Origin of the sequence: Pseudomonas serboccidentalis (genome assembly GCF_028830055.1) — a bacterium.
Lineage (GTDB): Bacteria > Pseudomonadota > Gammaproteobacteria > Pseudomonadales > Pseudomonadaceae > Aquipseudomonas > Aquipseudomonas serboccidentalis.
Genome location: NZ_CP101655.1, coordinates 4633419 through 4646746, shown reverse-complemented (window position 1 = coordinate 4646746; position 13328 = coordinate 4633419). Strand labels below are relative to the sequence as shown.

Annotated in this window: 12 protein-coding genes; 1 reads left to right on the top strand and 11 read right to left on the bottom strand. The window is 62.1% G+C overall.

Annotation, left to right across the window (positions count from 1 at the left end; all coding sequences use genetic code 11):
• Positions 1–3 precede the first annotated feature (3 nt).
• Positions 4–771: a substrate-binding domain-containing protein gene (locus NN484_RS21175; protein WP_274657790.1), complete on the top strand. Its 768-nt coding sequence runs from the start codon at positions 4–6 to the stop codon at positions 769–771.
• Here NN484_RS21175 and NN484_RS21170 read toward each other — a convergent pair.
• The 11 genes from NN484_RS21170 to NN484_RS21120 form a co-directional block, all read right to left on the bottom strand.
• Positions 761–1675, bottom strand: a complete 915-nt coding sequence (locus NN484_RS21170) for a LysR family transcriptional regulator (RefSeq protein ID WP_215500879.1) — start codon at positions 1673–1675, stop codon at positions 761–763. The two genes, NN484_RS21175 and NN484_RS21170, sit on opposite strands and share 11 nt — an antisense overlap.
• Positions 1676–1735: 60 nt before the next feature.
• Positions 1736–2359 (bottom strand): hypothetical protein, encoded by a 624-nt coding sequence (locus NN484_RS21165; protein ID WP_215500880.1) that lies wholly within the window; start codon positions 2357–2359, stop codon positions 1736–1738.
• A gap of 107 nt (positions 2360–2466) precedes the next feature.
• Positions 2467–3540: a 3-oxoacyl-ACP synthase III family protein gene (locus NN484_RS21160; RefSeq protein WP_215500881.1), complete on the bottom strand. Its 1074-nt coding sequence runs from the start codon at positions 3538–3540 to the stop codon at positions 2467–2469.
• Positions 3537–3779 carry an acyl carrier protein gene (locus NN484_RS21155; protein WP_274657789.1) on the bottom strand — a complete coding sequence of 81 codons (243 nt, stop codon included), beginning with the start codon at positions 3777–3779 and terminating at the stop codon, positions 3537–3539. The genes NN484_RS21160 and NN484_RS21155 overlap by 4 nt, the downstream gene beginning before the upstream one ends.
• A 36-nt stretch (positions 3780–3815) precedes the next feature.
• Positions 3816–5153, bottom strand: a complete 1338-nt coding sequence (locus NN484_RS21150) for a class I adenylate-forming enzyme family protein (protein ID WP_274657788.1) — start codon at positions 5151–5153, stop codon at positions 3816–3818.
• A 38-nt stretch (positions 5154–5191) separates the two neighbouring features.
• Positions 5192–5506 carry a hypothetical protein gene (locus NN484_RS21145; protein WP_127650951.1) on the bottom strand — a complete coding sequence of 105 codons (315 nt, stop codon included), beginning with the start codon at positions 5504–5506 and terminating at the stop codon, positions 5192–5194.
• A gap of 41 nt (positions 5507–5547) precedes the next feature.
• On the bottom strand, positions 5548–6366 hold the full coding sequence (locus NN484_RS21140) for an SDR family oxidoreductase (RefSeq protein WP_127650952.1): 819 nt from the start codon (positions 6364–6366) through the stop codon (positions 5548–5550).
• A complete protein-coding gene (locus tag NN484_RS21135) occupies positions 6366–7139 on the bottom strand; it encodes an SDR family NAD(P)-dependent oxidoreductase (protein ID WP_274657787.1) in 774 nt (257 codons plus the stop codon). Before NN484_RS21135 ends, NN484_RS21140 begins: the two co-directional genes overlap by 1 nt.
• Positions 7136–8317 carry an oxidoreductase gene (locus NN484_RS21130; RefSeq protein ID WP_274657786.1) on the bottom strand — a complete coding sequence of 394 codons (1182 nt, stop codon included), beginning with the start codon at positions 8315–8317 and terminating at the stop codon, positions 7136–7138. The genes NN484_RS21135 and NN484_RS21130 overlap by 4 nt, the downstream gene beginning before the upstream one ends.
• Entirely contained in the window at positions 8314–9387 is a 1074-nt protein-coding gene (locus NN484_RS21125; protein WP_274657784.1) for an AfsA-related hotdog domain-containing protein, read from the bottom strand. The genes NN484_RS21130 and NN484_RS21125 overlap by 4 nt, the downstream gene beginning before the upstream one ends.
• A 64-nt stretch (positions 9388–9451) precedes the next feature.
• Positions 9452–13096 carry an indolepyruvate ferredoxin oxidoreductase family protein gene (locus NN484_RS21120; protein WP_274657783.1) on the bottom strand — a complete coding sequence of 1215 codons (3645 nt, stop codon included), beginning with the start codon at positions 13094–13096 and terminating at the stop codon, positions 9452–9454.
• Positions 13097–13328 lie beyond the last annotated feature (232 nt).

Sequence of the window (13328 nt, the reverse complement as noted above, 5' to 3'; positions counted from 1 at the left end):
ACCTTGAAAAAACTGATCAATCTCAGCGCCGTCGCCCTCTTCGCTTTCAGCGCCCTGGCCCACGCGGAGCAACTGAACGTGATGACCTCGGGCGGCTTCACCGCCGCCTATAAAATCCTCGGTCCGAAATTCGCCGCGGCCACCGGCAACACCCTCGACACCCAACTCGGGCCGTCGATGGGCAAGGCGCCGGAGGCGATCCCCAACCGCTTGGCACGCGGCGAGCACGCCGACGTGGTGATCATGGTCGGTTACGCCCTCGATGATCTGATCAAGCAAGGCAAGGTCGACCCGGCCTCGCGGGTCGAACTGGCGGATTCACGGATCGGCCTGGTGGTGCGTGAAGGCGCGCCGAAACCGGACATCAGCAGCGTCGACGGCCTGAAGAAAACCCTGCTCGACGCCCAGTCGGTGGCCTACTCCGACAGCGCCAGCGGCGTGTACATCGAGCAGCAGTTGTTCAAGAAACTCGGTGTCGAAGATCAGCTGAAACCTAAGGCGAAGATGGTCCCGAAAGTCCCGGTCGGTTCGGTGGTTGCCACGGGTGACTATCAACTGGGCTTCCAGCAGGTCAGCGAATTGCTGCCAGTGCCGGGAGTGAGTTTTGTCGGGAAGATTCCGGAATCGGTGCAGTCGGTGACGCGCTTCGCCGCCGGCATCCCGGTGGTCGCGCAGCATCCAAAAGAGGCCAAGGCCCTGCTCGACTACCTCGCTGCACCCGCCGCCCAGGCGGATGTGCAGGCCACCGGTCTGGACTCGATCAAGCGCTGATCGTTGGCGGCTGGACTTTCATTTCCACCACCAGCCGCTCCAGTTCCAATGCCGCCGGGGTCAAGGTGCGACCCCGGCGCTTGATGATGCCGACACTGCGCATCACTTGCGGATCGGTCAGCGGCACCCGCGTCAGGATCGGATGATCCGGCCCCGGCATCGCCATCAGCGGCACGGCCGCCACCCCCAACCCCGCCTCCACCAGACCAATCATCGTCGTCACATGCCGCGTCTCGCAGATGCTCGAGCGCTGCGGCACCACACTGCTCAAGGCCTGATCCAACAGAAAACGATTGCCCGAGGTCTTGTCCAGCGAGATGTAATCCTGCTGATAGAACTCGTCCCAGGTCACGCTGCTGCGTCCGGCCAACGGATGATCGCGACGGCAGGCGACCACATAGCTTTCCTGCACCAGCGGTTCGAATTCGACTTTGACCTCTTGGGTGCCCATGAAACTCAAACCGAAATCCGCCTCGCCATTGACCACTGCGCTGAGCACATCGTGGGCGCTGGAATCGAGGACTTTGACTTTGATTCGCGGGAATTGCTGGTGATAACGGGCGACCACCCGCGGCATGAAGTAGTACGCCGCCGACGGCACGCAGGCCACGGTGACGTGACCCATCCGGGTCGAAGCGACTTCGCTGATGCCCAGCAGCGCCACGTCCAGATCATCGAGCAAACGCTCGACGCTGGGCATGAAACCGCGCCCGGCCTGGGTCAGGCTGACCTTGCGCGTGGTGCGTTCGAACAGCTTCACGCCGAGGGCGTCTTCGAGCTTTTCGATGCGTCGGCTCAGGGCCGGTTGCGACAGGCGCACGGTGTCGGCGGCCTTGCGGAAACTGCCCTGCTCGACCACAGCGCGAAAGGCTTGCAGGTCGTTGAGGTCGAAGTTGATGGCCATGGCGGAACTCGCAGAGACTGATTCGCAAAGGTTATCAATGTAACCAATTGATGCGAGTTTTTACACCGTGCGTCCCGTAGAGAGTTGCCGCTGGATGGAGGCAAGGTTGCGCCGCCGGATCCAGCCGCTGGCCAGGCGGATCAGCAGCCAGTACGGGGTAAACAGCATTTTCGTCCGCGTGGTGGCGCAATAGACGAAGGTTTCGGTGCGCAACGTGCGGACGTTCCGGGGATGTTCGATAACCTGAAAACGCAGCACCAGTTTCGCCGCGCTGGGGTCTTCCAGTGCCTTGAACGCTTGCGCGTCAGCGATGTGGCCAGTCTTCAGGTCCGGGCGCCAGAAGCGTCCGGTCAGGCCCAGGGACACCTCGGACGACGTGCGTTCAAGTAAGGTGAAAGCGTCAAACCCGAAAGGCGCGGTGTCCTGCTGCGGCGCGCCGCTGCCGATCTTGCGCAGTAGTTTTCCCGGCAGTTCGCGCAGCGATAGCAGCGCATCGACCACGCGGTCCTCGCGCATGTCCAGCGCGCAAACGGCGGCGATGATGTCTTCGGGCTGCGCACGGATCGCACCGGATTCGTGGCACTCGTGAAACTGGAACAGCGGCAGAAATGGCGAAGGATATTCCCACAGCCGATGATCCCTGCGCCCGATGATGCCAATGGCTTTGCAGAATGTGCGGTTCATGAAGCAGCGGTTCCGTGTGATCAGACGATTTGCACCAGGGCGCGGCACCTTTGCGGGTCGATGCGGGCATCGCCGCAAAGGTGCCGTGTAACGCCGTTCAGTCGCGGTCAGGCCTGCAAACGCTCACCGGCAATCGATGCCGGAGTGTCCGCCAGCGCGGTTTTCTCAGGTACTTCGCAGCGTGCCACAGCGGTCGTCTGGCGCAGATCAACCTTCAACGCGCCCCACGACAACCCGGCGCCGAACCCGCACAACACAACGTGCTCGGCCTGCGGCGTGCCGATTGTGGCATGGCGCGACAACACGATCGGAATCGAGGTGGAACTGGTGTTGCCGACGCCATCAATGTCCACCGGCATTTTTTCCGCCGCCACACCAATCATCCGTCGCAGGTAATTGAGCATGAACTCATTCGCCTGGTGCAGCACCAGCAAGTCCAGCGTAGCAGCACTCGAGCCTGTGGCGTCGAGCAAGGCCTTGACGGTCTGCGGGACCCGGTTCAGGGCAAAGTTCATCACCGCCGTGCCGTCCATCTGCAAGCGCTGGATGGTCGCGCAGACGTGGCTGCCCTCCTCCCGGGCGTAGGCGATGTCGGACTGCAGCGCCGCACCGCCGCTGCCATCGGCGCCGCAGATGAACTCGAACTTGCCCGCACCCGGCTCCAGCAAGGTTGCCGAAGCGGCGTCGCCAAAGAGCATTTTCACGTGGCGGTCGCGCTCGTCGAGGATTCGCGTGGTGACGTCGCCGGTGCACAGCAGGATCTTCTTGCAGGCCCCGGATGAAATCAGCGCGCCCGCTTGCACCAGCGCACTGATGTAGCCGGAGCAGCCAGCCGCCACATTCAGCACCAGGCAATGCTGCGGCAGGCCGAGGGCCTGCTGCACCATGAACCCGACGCCCGGCACCCACGAATCCGGAGTCTGGGTCACCACGATCAGGCCATCGATATCCGCTGCCGCAGCATGCCCTTGATCGAGCAGGTTGCGGCACGCGGCGATGATCAGGTCGGAGGTGTGCAGGGTTTTGGTTTCGCGGATCGACTGGATACCGGTGCTTTTGGCGATACGCGCGACTTCCTTGGCGCCGAACAGTTCGGCGAAGTCCTCTTCGGTCACCCGGCGCTCAGGCAACGCCGCCGTGACCGCACGGATGGCGACGCCTTCAATGGTCAGCAGGCTCATGCGGCGTCCTTGATTTTGCGGTCGATCAGATCGAACAGATCCTGCACCGTGACCACGCGCTCGATCTCTTCGCCCGACACGCTCACGCCGGTTTGTTCGAAGACCAGGGCGACGATCCCGATTCGCGCCATCGAGTCCCAGTTGTCACTGTTTTCCAGCACGGTTTCACCGCGCAGCTCGGCCAGTGGAATGAACAGGATTTCAGCGATGCTTGCGCGCATTTTTACCAGATCAACCATTTGTCATTTCCTTATAACGTGATGAGTAAACCGGTCTCACGACTGGGCGAGAACGCCGGGGTGACGCATTTTCTTGAAGCGGCTGGTGTACAGCGGGGTCTCGGCAATGGAGATCACCCGTGGCAGTTGCTCCTGCGCCAGTACGCCGCGAACGTGTTGATACAAGCGGACCTTGAAGGCCTCCAGCGTTTCCGGCTCGAACAGCGTGAACCGCGCCGCAACGATCTGCCCGAGCAACGGGTTGGGCTGCGCGTAGACCACCACGTCAGAGACGTTTTCCAGGCCCATCAGCACGCTTTCCACGTGCGACGGAAACACCTTCTTGCCGCCGACATTGATCAGGTCGACTGCCCGCCCCGTGACCCGGAAGTAGCCCTCGTGTTCTTCGGCCAGGTCATGGGTGATCAGGTAGCCGTCGCTCGACAGGTCACCGTCGTTGCCCAGATAGCCGAGCATGTTGGTCGCCCCGCGCACCTGCAAAATGCCGTCGACGACCCGCAGGCTGTACTTCGGATCGTCGACCTTCATCCACGCGCTGTCGCCGTCCTTGCTGCGGCACGGCAGCACGCCGATCTCCGACATCCCGTACAGCTGCTGCAATTGCACGTGCGGCATGAGGTTGGCGATACGTTGGATGGCCTCAGGCGAACTCGGTTCGGAGCCGAAGTAGATGCGCTGCAGGCTGGTGGTGTTCCACTTCTGGAAGACCCCGGTGATCGTCGCCAGATTCAGCAGCGTCGGCGACACATGCAGGGTTTGCACGTTGAACGCCTCGATACAGCGACCGACCTCTTGCGGCGAACGCTCTTGGGGCAGGATCAACGTGCCATGGGTCGCCAGCGCTTGCAGCACAGTGACCAGCCCACCGATGTGATCGAACAACAGAAACGCCAGAATCGCGCCGCAACGCTCGGCACCCAGGTAGCGCTCGAAGAACGGCGCGATGCTGTGTACCACGCCTTTGGCCGGGCCGGTCGAGCCTGAAGAAAACACAATGAAGCCGGCCTGATGCTGCGACAACAGGCCGTCTACGGTCGTCGGCACGAAACTGTTGGCGTGCTGGATAACCGCAAACTCCGGCATCCCGCCGATAACGGAAAACCGCGCGCCCGCCGCACCCGACAATTGCGCCAGCTGCTCCTCGCCCTTGGGCACCGACAGCGCCACCACGTTGTTGTGCAGCCACAACGCGAACAACATGCAGACGCTGTTGAAGCTGTAGTTGTCGACCAGCAGCACGCACGAATCGCGGACGGACTTTGCCGCCAGCTCCGCGCCGTACGCGGTTATTTGCGCGTGCAACTGGTCATAGGTAAAACGCCCCTCATCGCTGACGATCGCCAGTGGGTTGCCGGCGCTTTTCAGATGAGCCATAAATGCTGCTACTTGCATATCCAACCCCCGTCGTTCGATCAAACGGCTTGCGCCTGAGCTTGCGCTGCAGACAACCGGTCCATGATGTAGGCGATCAGCGTGCCCAGTGTGGCAAACGGCGTGGCTGATTCGGGCAGGTCGGTGGTGTCGGCCAGACGCACGTCGACGCCCAGCTGACTGCGCAGCTTTTCCTCGACATCGACGATGATCGATACCAGGGTCAGGGAGTCGATGCTGCCGTCCACGCCGTAGAGGCGGCTGTCTTCGCCACGGGACAGATCGATCGGGGTGTTCAACAACAGATCCTGTTGCCGAACGGCTGACTCGGTCAGCGCTTTGACTTGATTGAACATTCCAACATTCCTTTATTGGCTGATGCAGGTCCCTGCGTTCACTACGCTTGAGACAATGGCTGATTGGCTTTCTGGTGATCGGCCAGCGCCGTGCGCATGTCGACGAATATCCCGCTCTTGATCCCGTAGGCATCCGGCGCGTCAATCACCGCCAGAATGTCTTTTGCACGTTGCGCCGGCGAGACCATGTAGCCGGGCGCCAGGGCCCGTTGCTGCAGCGACTTGAGGTCGGCGAAGTCGGCGGTGCGCTGGCTGAAACTCACCTGCCGCGACAGACCGGTGTCGACATTGCACAGGCCGAGCACGGCGAAGAAGACTTCCGGATTCTCCTCGGCATAAACGCCGGCCAATGCCGCCAACGCGGCTTTCGACAGGCTGTACGGCAACGTGCCCGCACGAAAGCGCACGCCGGCCATCGAGGCCGACAGCACGCAGGTCGCCGGCCGCTGTGCTGCCGACAGCATCAGGTCAAGAATGGCTTTGTTGGCCAGCACGTTGACGTTGAGCACATGCTGCAATTCGTCCAGCGAAAACTCCCCGCCACGCCCCGGCACGTTTCCGCTGACTCCGGCATTCAAGAAAACTCTGTCGACGCCCTGCTCCAGAACGCTGGCCAGGTTGTCCTTGAACAGCTCGCCCATCTCGCTCGGCCGGGAGAGATCGAACGGCCGAAAATGGAAATTCGGATGATCCATCAGGCCATAGGGCTGACGCCGCGAAGTACCGAAAACCGTGTGGCCGTTGTGCAGATGCAGTTGCGCCAGCGCCTCGCCGATGCCGCTGCTCACGCCGGTGATGAACACCCGCTGCCTGCCCTTCTCGCGGGATCCCGTGCCTGGATTGCGCTTGACCGTGTGCATCAGAATTTACCGGCGGAAAAACCGCCGTCGACCGGCATCACGGTGCCGGTGACAAACGAAGACGCATCGCTCAACAGCCACAGGATCGCAGCGGAAATCTCGCCCGGATTGGCGAAACGCTTCATCGCCGTCACCTGCAACTTGTGCTTGGTCGATTCCGGGTTGGCCTTCAGCCGCTCTTCGGAGTTCATGCCGCCCAGCGTCGGGCCGGGGCACACGGCGTTGACCCGAATCGAATGCCGTTCAGGCAAGGCTTCTTCGGCGCATTCAATCGCGCAGACCTGGGTCAGCATGTTCAGCGCCGCCTTGCTGGTGGAGTAAGCGCTTTGCTTGGCAACCCCAAGTAGACCGGCGCAGGACGAGACGTTCACAATCGAGCCGCCGGCATGTCTGGAGATCAGGTTGGTCTCGTGCTTGAGCAACAGCAGCGGGCCCAGCAGATTGATCTCCAGCACGCGCTTCCAGTCAGGGAAATCCATGTCGCGGATCGGCGCATGCCTGGACGTAACGCCGGCATTGTTGACGGCCAGATCAAGGCGACCGTGCTTGTCATTGATGATGCGGAACAGCTCGATCACCGAGGCTTCATCGGTGACGTCGCTTTTGATGAATGTGCAGTTTTCGCCGAGACGACTTTGCGCGGTCAGGCCATCGTCTTCGTTGCGGCCGGTGATGTAGCAGATGCAGCCGGCGTCGATCAGCTTCTGGCTGACATCGAAACCGATCCCGCGTGTGCCGCCGACAACGAGGGCGATCTTGGCGTTGAAGTTCATTTCAGGGTTTCCTCATAGTGCTGTTGTAGTTGTTCGGGCCGTCGGTAGTCAGGATTGACGCAGCAGTACACGCGCTCGGCCATGGGGTCTTTTTTGTCGCGGAAGCAAAAGGCATCGCCTCGGCAGCGGTTGACCTGATCCGCTCGGCCCGCCAGTTGCTTGGCAACAAAGTGGTTGTCGGCGAGCATGGCGCGGCCGAACCCGACGAAATCGGCATCGCCGCTGGCGATGATTTCATCGGCTTGCGCCACGTCCGCGACCGAGCCGGTAAACCCCAGCGGAATTCGCACGAAACGCTTCAGATAGCGGCAGCCGTCGCGCGACATGGCCAGGGCCTGTTCGGTGTTTTTGAAAAAGAAGCGGAAGGTCTCGCTGATGCCCAGCGAACAGGTAATCGCCGCCACCCCGCTGGCCTCCAGCGCGGCGACGACATCACCCAGCAACGCGGCGTGCTGCCCTTGCGCGCCGAGGCCGTCGTCCATGCCCAGGCGCACGGTGACCGCGACCTTGTGGTCGGTGGCCTGGCGAATGCCGTCGACAATCGCCAGCAACAGCCTGGCGCGCTTGAGCGGCGTGCCGCCCCAGTCGTCCTCGCGCTGGTTGGTCTTGGGCGATAGGAAGCTGCTGATCAAATAGCCGTTGGACGCCTGCAACTGGATCAATGTGGCGCCGGCCTGCTGCGCGTAGCGGGCGGCGACACAGAACTGTTCGATGCAGCGCTGGATCTGCGCGTCCGTCATCGCCACCGCCCGTGCCTCGGGATAGGCGCTGAGGATGGTCGGGGACGCGATGGCGCTGGGGGTCAGAATAATCCCCTGCTTCGACGGCAGGGACTGCGGCCCGTAATGCTGCAGTTGCACTCCCAACGGGAAACCCCGCGCCCGCGCCGCTTCAAACAACGGACGCAGGGCCTGCGCGTGGGCCGCCGAGGTCAGACGCAGACCTCGGCTGTTGTAGCGCGCATCGGCGTCGACGCTGGCATTGCCGAGAAAACCAAAACCGGCGCCGCCGTCCATCAAGGCTTGATAGACCGAGAAAAACGCCGGCAGCGGGAAGCCGTGTTCGTCACACAGGTCCATGCCGAGCGAGGAAAAATACAGCCGATTCTTCGCCACCACCTGCGCGCCGAAATGCAGCGCCTGCGTGGCCGCCGGGAAGCTGTGGTTGTCCACGATCATTGTTTCAGCGCCGCGAGGGCCGGCTCATCGAGGTGGACGAAGCCACGCTTGATCATGTCGCTGATCACCTGCAGGCCATTGAAATCCACCTCGGCAAAGTCCCACGCCGCCTGTGTGCCCTGCCCGGCGCGGCGCACGTGGGTGGTGAAACTCAATTTGCCTTCGTAGACGATATTCAGGGTCACCGGGTCGGGTAGATCCGCCGTGGTCGTCACGCAACCGCTCTTGCCCAGACCCAACAGCTGCACCGGCACCTTGTGCCCCTTGGCGTCGCTGATCGTGCAGGCCAGCTTCGATGGCTGCAGCGGTGCAAACCAGTCGTTGGAGTAAATGAAGATATTGCGGGTCTTTTCGAACAGCGGCATATCGATCACGGTGGCTTTGGTGTCGACCGTGGCGAACAGCGTCTGGCGCTGATAGAACGCGACCCGCAGATGGATTTTCTTCGGCGACGTGGCATCGCTCGGGGTCATGTTGTCGACCACCAGTTCGATCGGGTACATCAGCTCGGCGTAGGCGAAGAAGCTCGCGTTCAGCTCATTGACGCTGACGGTGACGGCGCCGCGCGCATGGTCGGTGTGGTGGTACAGGTGGTGATAGACCGCCTGGCGCGCCGCTTCGATGAACATCGTCCCCGGCACATGTTCATGCGCCTTGCGGTAGAAAAAGTAGTTGTCAGCGTTATTGATGAAGCGGAACGAACTGGCGCGGCGAATCGGCGGAATCGATTCGCACAGGGCGGCGACGGCAAACTCCAGGTTGTCGATCCCGGCGTCAGCCGACTGCAATTGCGCGGCAACGCTCTGGTAAGGCAGCGCCCTCACCCGGTTCCATTCATCGTCGGCGCCCACGCCGTCCATCCGGCTCTTCTTCTGCAGGTCGGGCGCAATCTCGAAGCGGCGCTGCGGGGTGGCGCAGGAGACATAGTTGCGCACCAACGGGTTATGCCCGTTGGCCTCGATCAGGGCTTCGTTCACATACAGCGGTAGCGCGTCTCTGGGGGCGCCAATCAAAACGTCGTCAGCCGAACCCTTGTGCAGGAGGTCGGGGGAAATGCTGTCGTTATTCATCGTGGTCAGCTCATCTCGGTAGTTGTTGTATTTCTTGTTGTGCGGGACTGGCGATCGCCTCCGGTCAGGAGGCTTCCATCACGTCGCGTTCCTCTGCGCTCCGTTGCCTGGCGATGACGGTGGATGGATGCCATGACTCGACACCGTGAATGACCGGTTTGTCTGCCAGAATCTGCTCGATAAGGTCTTTCTCGCGCAGACGGGCCGCCGCGATCGAACGATCCTTGACGTGGCCGTAACCGCGAATCGAATCCGGCAGGCTCGCCCAGGCAACGAACGCCGGCAGACTCTCCGAGTTCAATTTCGGCAGCAGGCGTTGCAAGGTTTGTTCGTAATCACTGAGCAAGCGGCGCTCTTCGCGACGCTCGGCGGAATAACCCAGCGGATCGAACCGGGTGTGGCGCAACACGCGGCCCTTGGCCAGGACCTTCAACAGCGGCAGGATCCAGCCGGAGAAGGCGATCTTTTTCGGCTCGCCAGTGCTTTCCTGGTTCTTGCGCAGCAGCGGCAGGGCAAAGTGGAATTTCAGGCGAATACCGCCGTCGAACCGGGCTTTCAGCGAGTCGGTAAAGCGGCGAGTGGTGAGCAGCCGTGCAACTTCGTACTCGTCCTTGTAGGCCATCAGCTTGAACAGGTTGCGTGCCACCGCGTGGGTCAGCGCGCTGTCATCACCGGCCGCCGGCAGCGTGCGCAGTTGCTCGATGAGCTTGCGATAACGCGCCGCATACGCTGCGTTCTGGTAGTCGGTGAGGAACTCACTGCGGTTGTTGATCAGTTGTTCGAGGCTTTCGCGGCGGCCGCGCATGTCGCTGATGTCGCGGATCGCAATCGTCGACACGGCATCCACTGGCTGATCCAGATAAGGCGCAACGAAGGCTGAGTCCTGCGCCCACAACCGGCCCCAGGCGAAGGCCAGATGGTTGGCGGCGGCGCTGCCGGCCAGGTCGATGGCCTTTTTCAGCGCGGGCAGCGACACCGGCACCGTGCCCTTCTGCCAGGCGTAACCGAGCAACAGCATGTTGGCTTGCATCGGGCTGACCAGGGTGTTCGCCAACTCGCCGGCATCGAGGCTGTGGAAGTGCCCGGCGCCGACCTTCTGCTTCAGGAACGCTTGAATCGCGTCGGTTTCAACACCCAGTTGGGTATTGCGCAGCATCGCGCCGGTCTGGGTCAGGGCGCTGTTGGCGATGACCACGGTTTTGTTCGGTCGCAGCGTTGCCAGCGCATCGTCTTCGCTGGCCACTACCAGATCGGCAGCGAGCAGCAGGTCGGCACCACCGATGTCGATGCGGTGTTGGTGCAACGCATCGGCATCGCCGGCCAGACGCACGTGGCTCAACACCGCGCCGCCCTTTTGCGCGAAACCGGTGAAGTCGAGCACGCTGACCGCACGCCCATCCAGGTGGGCAGCCATGGCAATTGCCCGCGCCACGGTCACCACACCGGTGCCGCCAACCCCCACCAGCAGCATTTCATACGGCACGTCGAGCGAACGCTGTACGGACGGCAGCGCCAGCGCTTCGGCCCGCGCCAGCACCTGGGCGCTGTCGGCCAGTTTGCGCGGAAGTCGCCGTGGTTTGCCGGTCACTGTCACGAAGCTTGGGCAGAACCCCTTGATGCACGACAGATCGGTGTTGCACGAGTGTGGATCGATCCGGCGTTTGGCGCCGAACGGCGTCTCCACCGGGATCACCGACAGGCAATTGGATTTGACCTGGCAGTCGCCGCAGCCTTCACAGACCGCCTCGTTGATCACCACTTCAGTCTTCACCACGGGTGCCGGCAGTTGCTTCTTGCGCCGACGCCCTTCGACGGCGCAGACCTGATCGAAAATCAGCACGCTGACGCCACGGGTGTCGCGCAGTTGCAACTGCACGTCTTCCAGCTTTTCACGGTGAAACACTTCGATGCCCTGGGGCAGGCTGTCATGCGCCTGATAGCGCTGCAGGTCGTCGGCCACCACCACAATCCGCTGCGCGCCTTCGGCTTTGAGCAGCTCAACGGCCTTCTTCACCGTGAGCTTGCCGTCGATCGGTTGGCCGCCGGTCATGGCCACCGCGTCGTTGTAGAGCAGCTTGTAGGTGAGGGTCGCGCCGGCCGCGATGGCCTGACGCACGGCAAGGAATCCGGAGTGGAAAAAGGTCCCGTCGCCGATGTTCTGGAAGATGTGCGGGGTCTGCACGAACGGTGCCTGGCCCAGCCAGTCGACCCCTTCCCCGCCCATCTGCACGCTGCCGGTGGTCGAGCGTTCCGGCATGCGCGCGGCCATCGCGTGGCAGCCGATGCCGAGCCGCGCTTCACTGCCCTTGGGCACCTGAGTCGAGGTGTTGTGCGGGCAACCGGAGCATAGATAGGGCGTGCGCCGGATCCAGTCTTCGGCCCGCGAGACGCTGGGCACGCACCAGAAATCCGGCAGGCTCAAGTCGATGCCCAGGCCTTGCAGGCGCTGCTGGAGCAATGCGGCGATGCGCGACGGGCGCAGCTCCTCATGATCCGAGATCAGCGGTTGGCCGTGTTCGTCGGTCTTGCCGATAATCACCGCACGCTGATCATGCGCTGCGTTGTAGTACCTCTGTTTGAGCTGTTCTTCGACGATCGCCTGCTTCTCTTCGATGATCAGCACCTTGCCGGCGCGCTGGGTCCAGGCCTCCAGCACCGGTGACAGCGGATAGACCAGGTTGATCTTCAGCAGCGCAACGCCGGCGTTTTCCAGTTGTTCAAGGGAGATGCCGCATTGCTGCAAGGCCTGGCGCACATCGCCATAAGCCTTGCCGACTGCTGCGATGACCAGCGCCGGTTGCGCAGGCGTAGTGACGGCGGTGTCGATCGGGTTGGCCAGGGCAAACGCCCGGGCGGCGTCGAACTTGAACGCGGTCCGGCGCTCGATCTGCATGCCCGGCAGGTCCGGCCAGCGCCAATGCAGGCCGTCCGGGCCCGGATCGATCTGCGGGGTGACGAACTCGGGGAGCGGGATCGACTCGACAGAACTGGTGGCCTCGACGGTCTCGGTGATCGCCTTGAAACCCACCCATAACCCGGAGGCCCGGGATAACGCCCAGCCCCACAGGCCGCAGCGTTCATAATCGGCCAGCCCCGCCGGGTGAATCACCGGCAAGCCCCAGGCGATCAGCGTGCGGTCGGACTGATGCGAGATCGATGACGATACACAGCCGTGATCGTCGCCGGTGACCACCAGCACGCCGCCGTTGGGCGACGAACCATAGGAACTGCCGTGTTTGATCGCGTCACCGGAACGGTCAACCCCCGGCCCCTTGCCGTACCACATACCGAACACGCCGTCATACAAACGCTGCGGATCGCTTTCCACACGCTGGGTGCCGATCAGGGCCGTGGCCGCCAGGTCTTCGTTGATCGCCGGCAGAAAGCGGATGTTCGCGTTCTCCAGGACGGCCTTGGCCTTGACCAGCTCGCGGTCCACGCCACCCAGCGGCGAGCCGCGATAACCACTGACGAATCCCGCCGTGCGAACGCCGTTGGATCGATCAAGTTCAGCCTGCGACAGCAGCAATCTCACCAGCGCCTGTTGACCGCTCAAAAAGATCCGTTCGTTGGGCTGCGCGTGTTCCCGGCAATACATCGAGCGACTGTCATATTGCTCGATTCGCGCCAATGCCGCCTGAGCTTCATCAGTCGCCAATTTGTCGGGTTGCAGGCGTTGATGTTCTGAATCAATGGTATCCAAGTACACAGTTTCAAATCCTTATGAAAACTTCACATTAAATATGCTTATTTGCGCACTACAGCAGAGGTCGCATCAAAACTTTCGACCGCTGAACGACGGAAACTCGGGGGGAAACAAGTACCTGCGGGCCTCCTGGTAAGACACACTCGTACGGCTCCGCGATTTCTCGGGAGCACATCAAGTTAATTCAGTCTTTTTAAACAGACAGCAAGAAATCCAGGTACAAATTTTCAATTCC

Bases quoted from the DNA above. Each gene is read 5' to 3' on its own strand.
- NN484_RS21170 (WP_215500879.1), bottom strand. From the start codon at position 1,675: ATGGCCATCAACTTCGACCTCAACGACCTGCAAGCCTTTCGCGCTGTG.
- NN484_RS21165 (WP_215500880.1), bottom strand. From the start codon at position 2,359: ATGAACCGCACATTCTGCAAAGCCATTGGCATCATCGGGCGCAGGGAT.
- NN484_RS21160 (WP_215500881.1), bottom strand. From the start codon at position 3,540: ATGAGCCTGCTGACCATTGAAGGCGTCGCCATCCGTGCGGTCACGGCG.
- NN484_RS21155 (WP_274657789.1), bottom strand. From the start codon at position 3,779: ATGGTTGATCTGGTAAAAATGCGCGCAAGCATCGCTGAAATCCTGTTC.
- NN484_RS21150 (WP_274657788.1), bottom strand. From the start codon at position 5,153: ATGGCTCATCTGAAAAGCGCCGGCAACCCACTGGCGATCGTCAGCGAT.
- NN484_RS21145 (WP_127650951.1), bottom strand. From the start codon at position 5,506: ATGTTCAATCAAGTCAAAGCGCTGACCGAGTCAGCCGTTCGGCAACAG.
- NN484_RS21140 (WP_127650952.1), bottom strand. From the start codon at position 6,366: ATGCACACGGTCAAGCGCAATCCAGGCACGGGATCCCGCGAGAAGGGC.
- NN484_RS21135 (WP_274657787.1), bottom strand. From the start codon at position 7,139: ATGAACTTCAACGCCAAGATCGCCCTCGTTGTCGGCGGCACACGCGGG.
- NN484_RS21130 (WP_274657786.1), bottom strand. From the start codon at position 8,317: ATGATCGTGGACAACCACAGCTTCCCGGCGGCCACGCAGGCGCTGCAT.
- NN484_RS21125 (WP_274657784.1), bottom strand. From the start codon at position 9,387: ATGAATAACGACAGCATTTCCCCCGACCTCCTGCACAAGGGTTCGGCT.